Source organism: Martinezella lusitana (genome assembly GCF_010668395.1).
Classification (GTDB): Bacteria; Pseudomonadota; Alphaproteobacteria; order Rhizobiales; family Rhizobiaceae; genus Rhizobium; species Rhizobium lusitanum_A.
Genome location: NZ_WUEY01000008.1, coordinates 112,915 through 128,641, shown reverse-complemented (window position 1 = coordinate 128,641; position 15,727 = coordinate 112,915). Strand labels below are relative to the sequence as shown.

The following is a 15,727-nucleotide window of genomic DNA, read 5'->3' as shown; positions in this document are numbered from 1 at the left end:
GCAAGGGGGTAGTGTCTCGGCATCGAACCTTGAAGGCACCTCTCATGCCACATGATCCATTTTCACCTGCACATCAATTCAACCATTGTTCGCTGTCTACGAACAAGAGCATGGGCCGTCCTGCTCTGCATATGGATTGTCTGACCAAGACCATGGGAGTTCTCGATGCGCTTGTGATGCGAAAGCGCGTCTTCACGAAAGGGAGCGATCTTATCCATGAAGATCAACAGGGCCAGAATGCGTATCTGCTCCAATCGGGATGGTCATGTTCCTATGCACTGTTGCGCAATGGGACACGGCAGATCATCAATTTTCATGTGCCAGGCGATCTCATAGGTATTCGACGGCTTTTGATCCCCGATGTCGATGGCAATCTTTGCGCTGTAACACGCATCGAAGTCGGTGAGATAGATATCGAAAGCCTGCTTGCCGCTCTTCGCTCCAATAACTGCCTCGCCATGGCGATTCTTTGGCTGGCGTTTCGAGATGAGGCTATCGTCAGCCAGCATCTGGTTGACGTCGGTCGGCGGCGACCTGTCAACAGGGCGGCTCACTTCTTTCTCGAACTCGGCTCGAGATTGAGCATTGCACATCCCGACATGAAGACGGCATATGAATGCCCTTTAACCCAGTCGCTGATTGCCGACGCCCTGGGTTTGACAGCCGTTCATTTCAATCGTGTTCTCAGGCATCTGCGCGAGCTGAATGCCATGACATTTCACGATGGCTGGGTAGAGCTTCTCGATTTCGACAAGCTGGAGCATCTGGCCGACTTCGACGCGTCCTATCTGCAATAGCAAATAGATGGAAATGATGGGCGCCGGCGATCATGTGAATTCGACAGCGAAGACAGTGAGCATGTAGCGTCGGAGCCAGCCGTTGCCACCATTGCGACCCTAGCCTTCGTCGGGCTTTCGATAGTCTATTCCGCTTGCCGCGAACTGCTCGCGAAGCCATTTGCCCGCGGGGCCTGCCGGGCGTTGTTTGTGCCACACGAGTTCCAGCGCGACGGGATGGGCACCCTCGTCGAATTGAAGCTGCGGCGTTGCCAGGTTCGGAGCCAGCGGCGAGTTTTCCAGAATATGCGCGGGGATCAGCGCCCAGCCTATGCCTTGCTGCAGGATCTGCAGGATGACCCAATGGCTTTCGACCCACCACACCTCGGCGGCCACACGCAGGCGATGCGTCTCCATGCCGTCGCTGCGCTTTGTCACCATGATCTGACGATGGCGCTTAAGCTCCTCCCATGTCACGGGAGACTGCGCCAGGGGATGGTCGCGACCACACACCAGAATGAGAGGCACCCAGCCGATTGTATGGAAACCCAGCGTCGGCGGCAGGTCTTCCTGCCGCCACATCACGCCGAGATCGGCCTTGCCGCCGAGAACCAGCCCGACAACATCCCTGGTCGGCGGAAACAGCAATTCAAGCTCGACATGCGGGAAGCGTTCGGCAAAGGCTGCAAACAGCGCCCCGGTCGATGGTTCGGGGTAAAGCTCATCGATGGCGACGGCAAGCCGGGTCTCGACATGCTCCTCGAAGCTTCTCGCAACACCGATCAGATGTTCACGGCGGTCGAGAAGCAACCTGGCCTCCGGCAACAGCCGCCTGCCAGCGTCGGTCAATATCGGATTCCTGGTCGCCCTGCTGAAAAGCTTGACGCCGAGATCGTCCTCCAGCGTCGAGACAAGCAGGCTGACCGCCGACTGCGCTTTGCGCAAATGCCGTGCAGCCGCCGAAAAGGAGCCTGCTTCGGCGGCGGTGGTGAAAGCCTCCAATTGTTCGAGCGAAACCGTCATCTATCCGAATTCCAGATACTATCTAACTTTACCTATGGTGAATATCAGATAGAACCGCGATCGACAACAACAACAGAGGACATCGAAATGCGTACCTTCAAAGACCGCATCCGACATGCGGTCATGTTCGAACTCATCGGTTTGGCGGTCTTCACGCCGGGCGCTGCGTTGCTGTTCGATCAGCCCGTTGAACACATGGGTATTGTCGGCATCATCTCCGCCACGACGGCGACGGTGTGGAATTTCATTTTCAATGTCGGATTCGACAAGGCCATGCTGCGCCTCAAGGGTAGCGTGCGGAAGACCATACCCATCCGTCTCGCCCACACCGCCCTGTTCGAAGCCGGCCTGATCGTCATGCTCATTCCGTTTATCGCCTGGTATCTCGGGATCAGCCTGGTGACCGCGCTGGCGATGGACATCGCGATCGTCGCCTTTTACCTGGTCTACGCGTTCTTCTTCAACATCGCATACGACCGGGCATTTCCGATCGGGGCGATGCCGTCAGCACGCGCATCCTGAATGCGCGGCGTCCATTCCGCTTCCGATGGATAGACACCGCTGCGGTTCCCGATAACTCCCGTTCGAGGCGCCAGCGTGCAAAATGCCGGCTTCGTTCGCGCCGAACGACCTAGCCAAAGCCTTGCCCATACGCCCGACCCGATTGAAGCGACCGAACTCCGGTCGCTTCATGCATTTATATGCCGGAAGATCTCCATCGCATCGAGCGACCTCGGATGGCCGCGATCCCCAAGGCTTCGCCGCTTTCTGCGGCTTGCGCATCCGGCACGATCGACAGGCCGGAAGAGTAGCTGGCTTATAAAATCCTTGTCAACGTCTGGACAGATGGGCAGCAGGCGCTAGAGTACATTGAACGCGCTTGCAAAGCGGGCGCCATGACGGTGTGACATTCCAGACAATGCCAATTGCGGACCGGAGGAGGGTTCGGGATCGGCGGAAACGAAGCGAGACTGCATTTACGCCAATAAATTCAATGAGGGAGGATATATGTCCATTCGAGCTTTTGCAATCCACCTGGCGGCGGCGACCATGTCGATCGCAGGCGCGACGCACGCGCTTGCAGCAACCGAGCTGCAATGGTGGCATGCCATGGCCGGCGCCAATAACGAGGTCGTCGAGCAGCTTGCGAAGGAATTCAACGAGAGCCAAAACGACTACAAGATCGTGCCCGTCTTCAAGGGTTCCTATCCGGAAGCCCTGAACGCCGGCATCGCCGCCTTCCGTGCGAAACAGGCACCGGCGATCCTGCAGGTGTTCGATGCCGGCAGCGGCGTGATGATGGGAGCGGAAGGTGCGATCATGCCGGCGGCGGACGTGCTGCAGAAGGGTGGCTACACCTTCGACAAATCGGAATATCTGCCCGGTATCGTTTCCTACTATTCCAAGCCGGACGGCACGATGCTGTCCTTTCCCTACAACTCGTCCTCCCCGATTCTCTTCTACAACAAGGACAGCTTCAAGAGGGCCGGCCTCGATCCGGAAAACCCGCCGAAGACCTGGCCCGAAGTCTTCGACGCCGCCAAGAAGATCAAGGCGAGCGGTGCTGCGCCCTGCGGCTTCACCTCGACCTGGCTGACGTGGATCCAGACCGAAAACCTTGCGGCCTGGAACAACGTCGCCTACGGCACGAACGAAAACGGCCTTGGCGGCACGGACGTCAAGCTCGAATTCAACTCCCCCCTCTTCGTCCAGCACTTCCAGGCAATTGCCGATCTCGCCAAGGACGGCACCTTCCGCTACGGCGGCCGCACGTCGGAAGCCAAGCAGCTTTTCACGTCGGGCGAATGCGCGATCCTGACGGAATCGTCCGGCGGTCTCGGCGACATCGTCAAGGCCGGCATCAACTACGGCATCGGCCAGCTTCCTTATTATGAGGGACACGGGCCGCAGAACACGATACCCGGTGGCGCAAGCCTCTGGGTTTTCGCCGGCAAGACCGATGCGGAATACAAGGGCGTGGCCCAATTCTTCCACTTCCTCTCGCAGACCAAGATCCAGGCTCGCCTGCATCAGGTTTCCGGCTACATGCCGGTGACGATGGCCGCCTATGAGGACACCAAGAAATCCGGCTTCTACGACAAGAACCCCGGCCGGGAAACGCCGATCCTGCAGATGATGGGCAAGGCGCCGACGGAAAACTCCAAAGGTGTCCGGCTCGTCAACCTGCCGCAGGTGCGCGACATCATGAACGAGGAGTTCGAGGCGATGCTCGCCGGCAAGCAGGACGCCAAGACGGCACTCGACAAGGCCGTCGAACGCGGCAACGCCGCGATCCAGCAGGCCATCGGCAACTGAACCGGCGGAGCGCCCGCGGCACGGCTGCGGGCGCCTCCTGCATGGTCAATGGAGGCCGTCTTGCAACGTGTCGTCTTTCCCAACAAGATCCTTCCCTACATCCTGCTTGCCCCGCAGATCGCTCTGACGATCGTGTTCTTCTTCTGGCCGGCAAGCCAGGCGCTCTATCAATCGACCCAGCGCGAGGACCCGTTCGGCCTGAAGAGCGGCTTCGTCGGCCTTTCGAACTTCAAGGCCATCCTGTCGGAGGAGACCTATCTCCACTCCTTGCAAGTGACGGTAATTTTCAGCCTTTTGACGGCGGCATTGTCGATGATCGTCGCGCTTGGGCTCGCCACGGCATCCGACAAGGTCGTGCGCGGCCAGGGCTTCTATCGGACGCTTCTCATCTGGCCCTATGCCATCGCGCCGGCCGTCGCAGGCATGCTGTTCCTGTTCATGTTCAATCCCGCGATGGGAACCTTTGCCTACCTGCTGCGACGCAACGGCATCCCCTGGGATCCGCTCCTGAACGGCAACCAGGCTATGGCATTGGTCGTGGTGGCGGCGGCCTGGAAGCAGATCAGCTACAATTTCCTCTTCTTCGTCGCAGGCCTGCAGGCCATCCCGAAGTCGCTGATCGAAGCCGCCGCGATCGATGGCGCCCGCGGCAACCGGCGCTTCTGGACGATCGTCTTTCCGCTGCTTGCGCCGACGACCTTCTTCCTGCTCGTCGTCAACACCGTCTACGCCTTCTTCGATACGTTCGGCATCATTCATGCCGTGACCGGCGGCGGCCCCGCCAAGGCGACCGAGACCCTCGTCTACAAGGTCTACAATGACGGCTTCGTCAATCTCAACCTCGGCTCCTCGGCGGCCCAATCCGTCATCCTGATGGTCATCGTCATCGCGCTGACTGCCTTCCAGTTCCGCTTCATCGAGCGGCGAGTCCATTATGCGTGAGGCCGGTCAATGATAGAACAGCGTCCCATCGCCAACCTCCTTGGCCACCTGATGCTTATTGTCGGCATCATCGTCGTCGCGTTTCCGATCTACTACACCTTCGTCGCCTCCACCTTGACGACAGCCGATATCCTGCGACCGCCGATCTCGCTTCTGCCGGGCAACCAATTCCTCTCAAACTATGGGGATGCTCTTTTCGGCGGAGTCGAGCGTGTCGTCGGCGTCAGCCTCGAGCGGATGCTCTGGAATACATTCGTTGTCGCCGTCGTCATCGCCGTCGGCAAGATCGCCATTTCCTTCCTCTCCGCATTTGCCATCGTCTTCTTTCGCTTTCCGCTGCGCATGGTCTTCTTCTGGATGATCTTCGTCACCTTGATGCTGCCGGTCGAAGTGCGCATTCTTCCGACCTACAAGGTGGTCGTCGATCTCGGCATGATCGATACCTATGCCGGGCTGACGCTTCCGCTGATGGCGTCGGCAACGGCAACCTTCCTCTTCCGGCAATTCTTCCTGACGATCCCGGGGGAGCTGGTGGAGGCGGCACGCATCGACAATGCCGGTCCGTTCCGCTTCATGCGGGATATCCTGCTGCCATTGTCGCGCACCAACATAGCCGCCCTCTTCGTCATTCTCTTCATCTATGGCTGGACGCAATATCTGTGGCCCCTGCTCGTCACCAACGATGCCCGCATGACGACCATCATCATCGGATTGAGGAAGATGGTGGATTTCGCGGATGCGGCAACCCCGTGGAACTTCGTCATGGTGACGGCAATCCTCGCAATCATTCCCCCCATTGTCGTCGTGGTGCTGATGCAGCGCTGGTTCGTCAAAGGCCTTGTGGAGACGGAGAAGTAATGAGCAAGATCAGCTTGAAAGACGTGCGCAAGACCTATGGCGGCGACATCGAGGTCATCAAGGGCGTCTCGCTGGACATCGATGACGGCGAACTCGTGGTGCTCGTCGGCCCATCCGGCTGCGGCAAGTCCACGCTCCTGCGCATGATCGCCGGCCTCGAAGCCATCACGTCCGGCGAAATCGCCATCGGCGACCGCGTCGTCAATCGCCTGGAGCCCTCCGACCGCGACATCGCCATGGTCTTCCAGAACTACGCGCTTTATCCGCATATGTCTGTGCGGCAGAATCTCGCCTACGGCCTGAAGAACCGGAATGTTCCCAAGGCCGAGATAGACCAGCGCATCCAATCCGCGGCGCGATCGCTCGAGATCGAACCCTTTCTCGATCGCAAGCCGCGCCAGCTCTCCGGCGGGCAGCGCCAGCGCGTCGCCATGGGCCGCGCCATCGTTCGCGAGCCGGCTGCCTTCCTGTTCGACGAACCTCTTTCCAACCTCGATGCGAAGTTGCGGGTGCAGATGCGGGTGGAAATCAAGCGCCTGCAGCGCTCGCTGGCAACGACCAGCGTCTATGTCACGCATGATCAGATGGAAGCCATGACGCTTGCCGACAAGCTGGTTGTTCTCAACGGCGGCCGGATCGAACAGATGGGCAGCCCGATCGACCTCTATGAAAAGCCGGCAACGACCTTCGTGGCCTCGTTCATCGGCTCGCCCTCGATGAACCTGATCAAGGTCAATGCGGAATCCGGCATTACGATGCCGTCGAATATCAGCGCCGCCGCCGGCTCGATGACGATCGGAATCCGGCCGGAGGACCTTCATCTCGCCGATGCGGAGCAAGCCGGCTCCTTTGGCGCGAAGGTCCGGGTGCAGGCTGTCGAGCTGGTGGGGGCCGAGAGCTATGTCTATGGGGCGCTGACTGACGGCCAGACCATCATCTTCCGTGTTGCCGGCCGCTCGAATTTCGCTCTCGACCGTGAGTGCCATGTTCAGGCCGATCCCGACAAACTGCATCTGTTTGCGCCAGACGGCAAACGGATCGATCCGAACTGATCGGCCGTCGGCCGGGCGAATATTCCGGCAGACGCACGAAAATCCGGGCCGGCTTGAAGTTGACGTCATGCCATTGATTGTTCTTGCTTCGCGGAAAAACCAAGCGCATTTTTCGCGATAGTTTCGCCGATGGACAATGGCAGATGGGGGGAATGCGTGACGGATAGGCTCAAGGGCAAGATTGCCATCATCTCAGGCGGCGCCACTGGAATGGGTGGTGCAGCGTCGCGCCTGTTCGCGGCGGAAGGCGCGAAGGTCGCGATCATCGATCGCAACGGCGATGCGGCGGCGGCGACCGTACGCGCGATCCGCGATGCCGATGGCATCGCCGACCACTGGGTTGCCGATGTTTCGGACGAAGCGGCCGTCAATTCGGCGGTCAAAGGCATCGAAGACCGTTTTGGCGCCGTGACCGTCCTCTTCAATCACGCCGGCACCATCGTCATCAAACCGTTTCTCGAAACGACTCTCGAGGAATGGGAATGGCTGCACGGCGTCAACGTGCGCTCGATGTTCCTGATGACCAGGGCCGTGCTGCCGGGGATGATCGCCGCCGGCGGCGGCTCCATCGTCTGCACCTCGTCGATCTCCGCGGTTGCGGCAACGCCGATGGAGGTGCTCTACGATACGACGAAGGGGGCGGTGCATATGTTCGCCCGCGCCATCGCCGTCGAATTCCGCGACCGCAATATTCGTTGCAACGCCGTCTGCCCCGGCTTCATCCGCACGCCGCACGGACTGCGCGAGGTGGCGGAGTTGCAGGCCCTCGGCGTCGACGTCTCGGATGCCGCCATCGCCGCGCAGCAAGGGCGAATCGGCGAGCCCGAGGACGTGGCGCGGGCCGCCCTCTATCTTGCCTCGGACGAGTCCAACTTCGTCAACGGCGTCCATCTCTTCGTCGATAACGGCTTTACCGCCATCTGATCGGATGAGGCGCGGGCTCTTCCGATCGGATCGATATTTTTCAATGGGATCCGGCTGTCAATTCCGCCAAGCCGATGGTAAGGGAGCTTTACGAATGACTTCACCGCCCCGGGTGTCCTTTGAGTACAGCTTGGCAACAGACCGAAATTGACGCGCCGCCGCTGACGGAAAGCGCGCGGGCGGTGCTGCGGACGATTGCGAGCAGCGGTCCCGCCACAAGACCGCAATTGAGCGCGGCGCTCATGTTTTCCAAGCCGACCATGTCAGCGGCCGTCAGCGAGCTTGAACGCTACGATCTGCTTGCGCCGGCCGGCATCAATCGCGGCTCGGTCGGGCGAACGTCAGTCACCTACGGCCTCGGCCCGAAGGCGGGCTTTGTCATGGGCATCGATTGCGGGACGACCCATATCAATGCCATCGCGCGCGGCCTCGACGGAGCAACGCTCGGCGCCGTGGAAATGCCGTTCACCGACAAGTCCGCCGATGAACGTTTCCTCTTGATCGAGGAGGTTGTCGCGCGGTTGTTTTCGCAGTTCGAAGCGCGATCGACGCCGTTGCGCGCAATCGCAATTGCCCTGCCGAATATCATCTCGGCGTCGCTGGAAAGAATGTTCGGGCGCGAGACCCTGATCCCCGTTCTCGAGCGGCTGCAATCCGCCTATGGTGCGCCGGTGCTGCTTGAGAACAACGTCAACTGCGCGGCACTTGCAGAGTATCACGAGGGATCGGCAAAGCACTATTCCTTTGCGATCTATATGCAGATCGGCGTGAAAACCGGCATGGGCATCGTGCTGGAGGGGCGCCTCTTTCGCGGCTTCAAGGGGGGCGCGGGCGAGATTGGCCACCTGCCCTTCCCCTGGTCCGAGCGTGAGCAGCCGAGATGGCAACAGGTGGAAACCTACATGGGGTCCGCGGCACTTCTCGAACGTGCCGCCGCAAGATGGCCGGACGATGAAGGCACGCCGCCCAAAAGCACCAGCGAACTCTTTGCCCGCGTGGAGCAGTCTCCCACTGCGCGCGCCATCGTCGAGCAACATGCCCGTGATGTCGGAAACCTGGCTGCTGCCTGCGTCAGCGTGCTCGATCCGCAACTGATCGTGCTTGGCGGCGGCGTCGGGCAAAATCCGCAGCTGCTGGCTGGGGTCAGGGATGTCGTGAAGGAACTGTGCTGGCCGGTCGAAGTGGTCAATGGCCAGTTGTCAAATCAGGCAACGGTTCTCGGCGCGGTACGCCTCGCCATCGACTTCGCAATGGCAAGGCTGCTGGGAGAGGAAGGAAAGACGGCCTTCCTCTATCCCAGTGCGCTGACGGCGGACCAGATCAGCATCTGAGCGGAACTCAGAGATCGCGCTTGGTGTCCGTCTGGCGGTAGCGGAATTCGCACACCGGCAGGCCTGCGTCCTCGGAGAGGGTCGCAATCAGCAACTGTGCAGGGATAGCCTGCAGGATGGCATCGCCAATCCCCTCGGAGAAGGCGGGCACATGGATGACGACGAGATTGTCTGCATCGGCGACATCGGTCCGTGCGGTCACGAGAACCGAAGGAATGCCGAAGCCGGCGAGATCCTTCGCAAGCTTGGTTTCACGGCCATTGCCGAACAGCAGCACGCCGCTGTCCTTATCGTTCGGCTCCATCGGTCCGTGGAGAAAGTTCAGCGTATCCCAGTCCTGGGCCGCGACGCGCGCCGCCTCGCGCACGAGGAGCGCCGCGTAACCGGCGGTGCCCAGAGCCGTGCCCGCACCAACGCAATCGATGGACTTCTTGCCGGCCAGCAGCCTGGCGGCCTTGTCGGCCTGAGCGCGCGTCTGCTTCAGGACAGCCTCCGCGCGACCCGAAATTTCACTCCAGTTCGCTCCAGACGAGCGACCGGCCTTATCGGCAAGCAGGGCTGCGCTCAGCAGCGATCCAAGGTAGCTTGTCGTATTCGGGCCGCTGTCCGCGCCGCTCTCGGTCGCGATCATATGCTTGACCACGCGGGAAATCGGCGTGCCGTCTGCCTTGGCGATGCCGTAGGAATGAGCATTGGGACGAAGCTCCATGGCGCGCGCGGGCTCCTCGCTGCGTCCGGAGGCGGAGAAGGCAATATAGGCCTCTCCCAGATCGATCGACGGATCGTAGAGATCGGTGCCCGGCAAGGCGAAGGCCCGCAGGCCCTGGGCGCGCATCTGCGCCGCAGCGACCACCGCCGCATAGAGGCTGGCGCCGATACCGACAAGAACCGTGGGTCCACGCGTCACGGGTTCGAGGTCGAGCGATTCCAGCCGCTTGGAGACGGAATGGAAGCATGTGTTGAGGGCAGCGGGCTGCAATGCGATCGCTTCGCGGTAGGGCACTCTGTCTGTCATGTTCATTCCCATATGTTTGAAAGAAATCGGCGGCCGCCTGGATCGCGGCCGCCGAGGGATTTGCCGGATCTCAGTCCAGCTTCATGTAGTCGGCAAAGCGCGCGGCATCGTTGATGGTGACCTTGTCGAGCTTGTTTTCGCCAAGGCCCCATTTTTCGAAAATCTTGGCGTAGGAGCCATCGGCAATCATCGACTGCATGGTCGCCGCAAGCGCATCGCGCAGTTTCGGATCTTCCTTGCTGACGAGCATCGCCTGGTAGCCGACCGCATACTGTGTCCCGGTGACAAGCTCGAGCTTCTTGTTGCCTTCTGGCTGATGCTGGAGGCTATAGGCGGCGACACCCGTCGTATCCATGGAAAGATCGACGCGACCGCTCTGCAACGCGATCTTGATCTGATCGTTCGACGGAAACTGCATGACGTTGAGCGGCTTGTCGGCCGGGCACAGCGTCTTCTGCTTGTCGAGAAGCTGCAGCGGGATCGAGCCCTGGACCGCGCCCGCATTGAGCCCGCACGCATCCTTCAGCTTGTGAACACCCTTCGGATTGCCATCCAGCACGATGATGCTGGTGCCCTCAAGCATGTAGTTGACGACATCGACGATCTTTTCGCGCTCGGCAAAATCGCCGAAGGCGGACATGCCCATATCGAAGCGACCGGCCTGAATGCCCGGAATGATGCTGGCAAATTGCGCCGGCACATCGGTAAACTTCACCCCGAGACGAACACCCATCTCATCGCGAAGCTCGCGCTCTAGGCCTATGATCGTCTTGTTGTCTTCCCCATAAAAATCATAGGGCGGGGTCTGCGGCTCCGTGCCGACCTTGATCTCGCCGGCCGATATGATCTTTTCGGGCAGCAGATCGTGCAGTTTCTGGTCGACGCCGGCGGCCCATGCCGTGGAACTTGCCAGCATCGTCACCGCGGCGAACATGATTGTCAGTCTGGTCTTCCCTGTCATTGGTATTCCCCTTTTTTCCTGGTGCACGTAAAGGACGTGCGGCCTCATTGCGGAGCCTGCCGGTCAGTGCATCCGTCTCAAAAACGCCTGGGTTCTTTCCTGCCTTGGATTGTCGAGCACATCGCGCGCCGGCCCCTCCTCCACGACGACGCCCTGATCCATGAACACGATCCGGTCGGCAACATCGCGGGCGAAGGAGAGCTCATGGGTCACCACGATCATCGTCATCCCGTCCGCGGCGAGCTTGCGCATCACGCTCAGGACCTCACCGACAAGCTCGGGATCGAGTGCGGACGTCGGCTCGTCGAAGAGCATCAGTTTCGGGTTCATCGCCAGCGCTCGGGCGATCGCCACGCGCTGCTGCTGGCCGCCGGAAAGCTGATAGGGATAGGCGCTGCCCCGGCCCTCGAGATCCACCATCTTCAGCAGTTCCCTCGCCCGGGCGACGGCCTCCTCGCGCGATTTTCCGCGATTGAGAATCGGAGGCTGCGAAATATTCGTCAGCACGTCCTGATGGGCAAAAAGGTTGAAGCGCTGGAACACCATTCCGATGTCGCGACGTTGGACGGCAAGTTCCTTGCCGCTCATCTCATGCAACGCGTCGCCGCGCTCGTGATAGCCGATCAACTGGCCATCGACGAGAATTCGGCCTCTCGTCATACGCTCCAGATGGTTGATACATCGAAGGAAGGTGGATTTTCCGCTCCCCGACGGGCCGAGCAGGCATACGACCTCGCCCTTGCCGACGGAGAGATTGATACCCTTCAGCACTTCGAGCGGACCAAACGATTTCTGGACGTCGACCGCCTCGACGATGGGCTTTGCCGCGGAGGATGTCATAGGGGCGCTCATCCGTTTCTCCCTTCGGCGCGCATGAGGCGCAATGCGCTTTGCAGAAGGCCGGGCGCCTGGTTTGTTGACTTTCCAAGCCGGCGTTCGATGACGAGCTGGATGGCGGAGGCGACCGTGGTCATGACGAGATACCAGATGCTGGCGACGATCAGCAGCTCGATGATCAGGAAGTTCCGGGCGTAGATGTTCTGCGCTCGCGTCAGAAGATCCTGCGCCGCCACGACGGAGACGAGCGACGTGGTCTTCAGCATCGAGATCGTCTGATTGCCGATCGGCGGGATGATGACGCGAAGCGCCTGGGGAAAGACAATGCGCAGCATCGACTGGGCTGGCGTGTAACCGAGCGCCTTGGCAGCCTCGTGCTGGCCGCTATCGACGGCGAGCAGTCCGCCGCGGATGATCTCCGCCATGTAGGCCGCTTCATTGAGGCTGAGGGCGAGGAGAGCCGCGACGAACGCCGTAACGATCGAATTGGTATCGATATGGATGGATCCGATATCGATGCTCGGAATGAAGAGCTGGATATTGAACCAGAAGATGATCTGGACCAGCAGCGGCGTGCCGCGAAAGAACCAGATATAGAGACTTGCAAAGCCTGACAGTACCGGATTGGACGCGAGCCGCATCGTGGCAAGGATCGCACCGGCGACGACGCTGATAATCATCGACAGAACGGTGAACAGAATCGTCAGCCTGATCCCGTCCAAGATCGTGTCGTCGAGAATATACTGCGGCACGGCCGACCAGGCGATATGACGGCTTGTGCCGACCATGAATGCAAGCAGCACGACGACCGCGATCAGCAGGACCGCGACCACACGCTGCCCCCAGTTTTGCGCGGGAATGATCTTCTGGGACGTCATGCGGCTCTCCAATCACCGGCAGTTCTCAATTCGCCGTCGATGTGCGGCAGGGGCAACGTCGCCGGCAGGTCGCCAAGCCTGAGTTTGCGGGCCAACGCCATCGCGCCCGTTACGGGTGGCTCGTTGAGAAGTGTAAGCGTCAGATCCGGCAGGCGGTCGTTCAGGGCGGATTTGAACGCTGCAAACAGCCGCGGCTGCCGGACAATGACCCCGCCTCCGGTTACGACATCGCCCCGCGGTGCTCCGCGCTGGATCAATTGCGCGGCGAGCACGGCAAGCGAGGCGCCGGCCGCGGCGATGACCCTGTCGGCGTAAATCGAGCCTGCGTCAGCCGCTTCGAATACCAGGGGTGCAAACCGGCCTATTCCAGCCGCCGATCCGATCTCGCCGAGCGTCCGTCCAATCTCGATGGGCGATGAGACGGCAAGGGCTTCGATGAAGTTCCGCCCGAGCGGATCAAGCGCCTCGCCCTGATCGAGCGCAAAGCGAATGATGCGGGCAGCTTCGCGGACAAGGCCGCTCGCACTTCCTTCGTCACCGAGATACCAGCCCCAGCCGCCCGACGCGATCATCCTCCGCAAAGCGTCACGGGAGACCGCAATCGAACCGGTGCCGCTGATGACGGAGATGCCGCTGGCCTTGCCTGCTGCCGGCAGCAGCAACTCGGAGTCGTTGAGAACGAGAACCGTGCCGGGCAGGTGCCGGGCCAGTCTCCGCTGCAGGGCAAGCCGATCGTCGTCGCTGTCGCATCCATGCGCGCCGACCACAGTGACCGCCGGCGCCGCGCCGGCCGTTGCGACCAGCAGCGAAACAAGCGCTTGCGCATCCGCATCGTGATCGACGCGGGCCCGCCATTCGGCGGTGTGGAGGACCCTCTCGCCCATCGTCTCGCTGCCCGCCTCGACGACGAGCTGCGTTTTGGTTCCACCGATATCAATTCCAGCAATCATGCGCCTCGATCCATTTATTAGGCAACTTACCTAATTATAATGGGCACGCAAGCGCTATTTTCGCGACGCGTCGAATTGGCAGGGGATCCCGATCCACGATTGCCCGGTCGGACGTCGGTCACAGTTGGTCTCGAGTTCTGGTCCAAATGTCCGTGCGCAAGAAGCCTGGCTGTCCGCGACGCCTTCAAAGGCGGGATCGAACCGCTCCTCTGGCCGATGCGCGTTTTTCACCTATCTGCTGAACCATTGACACGCAGCGCACGTCCTGTATTCTTCTATAAAAGCTTATATAACATAATTGTGGAACATAAATGGGAGAGACTCGATGAATCTGAAAGTCGGATTCCTGATTGCCGCTGCCCTGATTGCAGCTCCTTCACTATTGATGGCCCAGGAAAAAGGTGGCGTCATAAACGTGGCAACGATCGGAGAGCCGCCGACGCTCGATCCGATGACCTCAACCGCCGATCTTGTCGGCATCGTCACGCAACATATCTTCGAGACGCTCTATACGTTCGACAAGAACTGGAACGCCACGCCGCTTCTTGCCGAAAGCCTGCCCGAGATCAGCGCCGACGGTAAGACCTATACGATCAAGCTCAGGACCGGCATCAAGTTCCACGACGGCAGTGTCATGACGTCCAACGACGTCGTCGCCTCGCTCAACCGCTGGATCAAGCTGGCATCGCGTGGCAAGCAGGCGGGCGGCTTTATCGACTCGATCGCCGCCGCGGATCCGGCCACCGTCGTCATCAAGCTGAAGCAGCCTTACGCCCCTCTCACCTCGCTGCTTGCCTTCAATAACTCCGCCGCCATCATCATCCCCGCCAGCAAGCAGGCTGACACGATGACCGACTTCATCGGCACCGGTCCCTACATGCTGAAGGAGCGCAAGCCTGACCAGTATATCCAGCTCGTCCGCTTCGATGGCTACAAGTCACGCGACGGAGAAAGCAACGGTTACGGCGGTGCGCGCCATCAATATCTCGATGAAATCCGCTTCGTTCCGGTCCCGGACGCCAATACCCGCGTCGAGGCGGCCATTTCGGGCCAGTACGACTATATCGACTCTCTTCCGGTCGAATCCTTCGACAAGCTGAAATCCGCTTCGGCGACGCAGCCGCTGCTTCTAAAACCTTTCGGTTATCCGGTCTTCGTCTTCAATACAGCGGACGGCATCGCGAAGAATGTCGCGATCCGCAAGGCGATCCGGCAGGCTCTCAGCATGGAGGACATGCTCGCAGCGGCCTTCGGCAGCACGGACTTCTATACGCTTGACGGCAACCTGTATCCCGCTCCCTATGCATGGAGCACGGATGCCGGCGTCAAAGGCAACTACAACGTCGCCGATACGGAGGGTGCCGCGGCAGCCGCCAAGGCCGCAGGCTACAACGGCGAACCGATCCGCATCCTGACCAGCCGCCAATACGAGTTCCACTACAAGATGGCGCAAGTCGCCGCCGAATATCTGAAGCTTGCGGGCTTCCAGGTCGATCTTCAAGTGGTCGATTGGGCAACGCTCACCCAGCGCCGCGCCGACAAGGCATTGTGGGACATCTACATCACCCACAGCCCCTTCCTGCCCGAACCCGCCCTGATCGGCACGCTTTCGGCAAGCTCGCCCGGCTGGTGGAACACGCCTGCGAGCAAGGCCGCGGTCGACGCGTTCAACACGGAGGTCGATCCGAAAAAGCGTATCGAGCTTTGGGCGAACGTTCAAAAGACCATCTATGACGAAGCGCCCATGATGAAGATCGGCGATTTCAACGCCGTTGCGGCGATCTCCACCAAGCTTCAGGGCGTCGATCCGGCGCCGTGGCCCTATTTCTGGAACGCATCGATCAAGAAGTAAGCCATTTCGAGA

Annotated in this window: 15 protein-coding genes; 9 read left to right on the top strand and 6 right to left on the bottom strand. The window is 60.4% G+C overall.

Translation table 11 applies throughout. The annotated features are described in order from the left end of the window. Positions 1-44 precede the first annotated feature (44 nt). The gene (locus GR212_RS19075; RefSeq protein WP_163988288.1) at positions 45-797 is read left to right on the top strand and encodes a Crp/Fnr family transcriptional regulator; all 753 of its coding nucleotides are present in this window, start codon (positions 45-47) and stop codon (positions 795-797) included. Positions 798-896: 99 nt separating this feature from the next. Here the strand turns inward: GR212_RS19075 and GR212_RS19070 are convergent, their stop codons facing one another. Beyond that, the gene (locus tag GR212_RS19070; RefSeq protein WP_163988287.1) at positions 897-1,799 is read right to left on the bottom strand and encodes a LysR family transcriptional regulator; all 903 of its coding nucleotides are present in this window, start codon (positions 1,797-1,799) and stop codon (positions 897-899) included. 87 nt (positions 1,800-1,886) lie between these two features. Here GR212_RS19070 and GR212_RS19065 point away from each other — a divergent pair, with 87 nt between their 5' ends. The 7 genes from GR212_RS19065 to GR212_RS19035 all read left to right on the top strand — a co-directional run bounded on the left by GR212_RS19065 (position 1,887) and on the right by GR212_RS19035 (position 9,222). Continuing rightward, the gene (locus GR212_RS19065) at positions 1,887-2,321 is read left to right on the top strand and encodes a PACE efflux transporter (RefSeq protein WP_163988285.1); all 435 of its coding nucleotides are present in this window, start codon (positions 1,887-1,889) and stop codon (positions 2,319-2,321) included. Between the two features lie 486 nt (positions 2,322-2,807). Next, positions 2,808-4,115 (top strand): sn-glycerol-3-phosphate ABC transporter substrate-binding protein UgpB, encoded by a 1,308-nt coding sequence (gene ugpB, locus GR212_RS19060; protein ID WP_163988282.1) that lies wholly within the window; start codon positions 2,808-2,810, stop codon positions 4,113-4,115. Between the two features lie 60 nt (positions 4,116-4,175). Beyond that, positions 4,176-5,057, top strand: coding sequence for a sn-glycerol-3-phosphate ABC transporter permease UgpA (gene ugpA, locus GR212_RS19055; protein WP_163988280.1), 882 nt, complete (start codon positions 4,176-4,178; stop codon positions 5,055-5,057). A 9-nt stretch (positions 5,058-5,066) separates the two neighbouring features. Continuing rightward, on the top strand, positions 5,067-5,915 hold the full coding sequence (gene ugpE / locus GR212_RS19050) for a sn-glycerol-3-phosphate ABC transporter permease UgpE (RefSeq protein WP_163988278.1): 849 nt from the start codon (positions 5,067-5,069) through the stop codon (positions 5,913-5,915). Continuing rightward, positions 5,915-6,967 (top strand): sn-glycerol-3-phosphate import ATP-binding protein UgpC, encoded by a 1,053-nt coding sequence (locus GR212_RS19045; protein ID WP_163988276.1) that lies wholly within the window; start codon positions 5,915-5,917, stop codon positions 6,965-6,967. The genes ugpE and GR212_RS19045 overlap by 1 nt, the downstream gene beginning before the upstream one ends. Positions 6,968-7,123: 156 nt before the next feature. After that, a complete protein-coding gene (locus tag GR212_RS19040) occupies positions 7,124-7,891 on the top strand; it encodes an SDR family oxidoreductase (protein WP_163988274.1) in 768 nt (255 codons plus the stop codon). A 119-nt stretch (positions 7,892-8,010) separates the two neighbouring features. Beyond that, positions 8,011-9,222, top strand: coding sequence for an ROK family transcriptional regulator (locus GR212_RS19035; protein WP_163988272.1), 1,212 nt, complete (start codon positions 8,011-8,013; stop codon positions 9,220-9,222). A gap of 7 nt (positions 9,223-9,229) precedes the next feature. Here GR212_RS19035 and GR212_RS19030 read toward each other — a convergent pair whose 3' ends face one another. From GR212_RS19030 to GR212_RS19010, 5 genes are all read right to left on the bottom strand, one after another. Next, the gene (locus GR212_RS19030; RefSeq protein WP_163988270.1) at positions 9,230-10,237 is read right to left on the bottom strand and encodes an SIS domain-containing protein; all 1,008 of its coding nucleotides are present in this window, start codon (positions 10,235-10,237) and stop codon (positions 9,230-9,232) included. 70 nt (positions 10,238-10,307) lie between these two features. Then, the gene (locus GR212_RS19025; protein WP_163988268.1) at positions 10,308-11,198 is read right to left on the bottom strand and encodes an ABC transporter substrate-binding protein; all 891 of its coding nucleotides are present in this window, start codon (positions 11,196-11,198) and stop codon (positions 10,308-10,310) included. Between the two features lie 63 nt (positions 11,199-11,261). Further along, entirely contained in the window at positions 11,262-12,050 is a 789-nt protein-coding gene (locus GR212_RS19020) for an ATP-binding cassette domain-containing protein (protein WP_163988266.1), read from the bottom strand. After that, positions 12,047-12,913, bottom strand: a complete 867-nt coding sequence (locus tag GR212_RS19015) for an amino acid ABC transporter permease (RefSeq protein ID WP_163988265.1) — start codon at positions 12,911-12,913, stop codon at positions 12,047-12,049. Before GR212_RS19015 ends, GR212_RS19020 begins: the two co-directional genes overlap by 4 nt. Further along, entirely contained in the window at positions 12,910-13,863 is a 954-nt protein-coding gene (locus GR212_RS19010; protein WP_163988262.1) for an N-acetylglucosamine kinase, read from the bottom strand. Before GR212_RS19010 ends, GR212_RS19015 begins: the two co-directional genes overlap by 4 nt. 325 nt (positions 13,864-14,188) lie before the next feature. Between GR212_RS19010 and GR212_RS19005 the strand changes: the two genes are divergently transcribed. After that, positions 14,189-15,715: an ABC transporter substrate-binding protein gene (locus tag GR212_RS19005; protein WP_163988260.1), complete on the top strand. Its 1,527-nt coding sequence runs from the start codon at positions 14,189-14,191 to the stop codon at positions 15,713-15,715. The last annotated feature ends 12 nt before the right edge of the window (positions 15,716-15,727 follow it).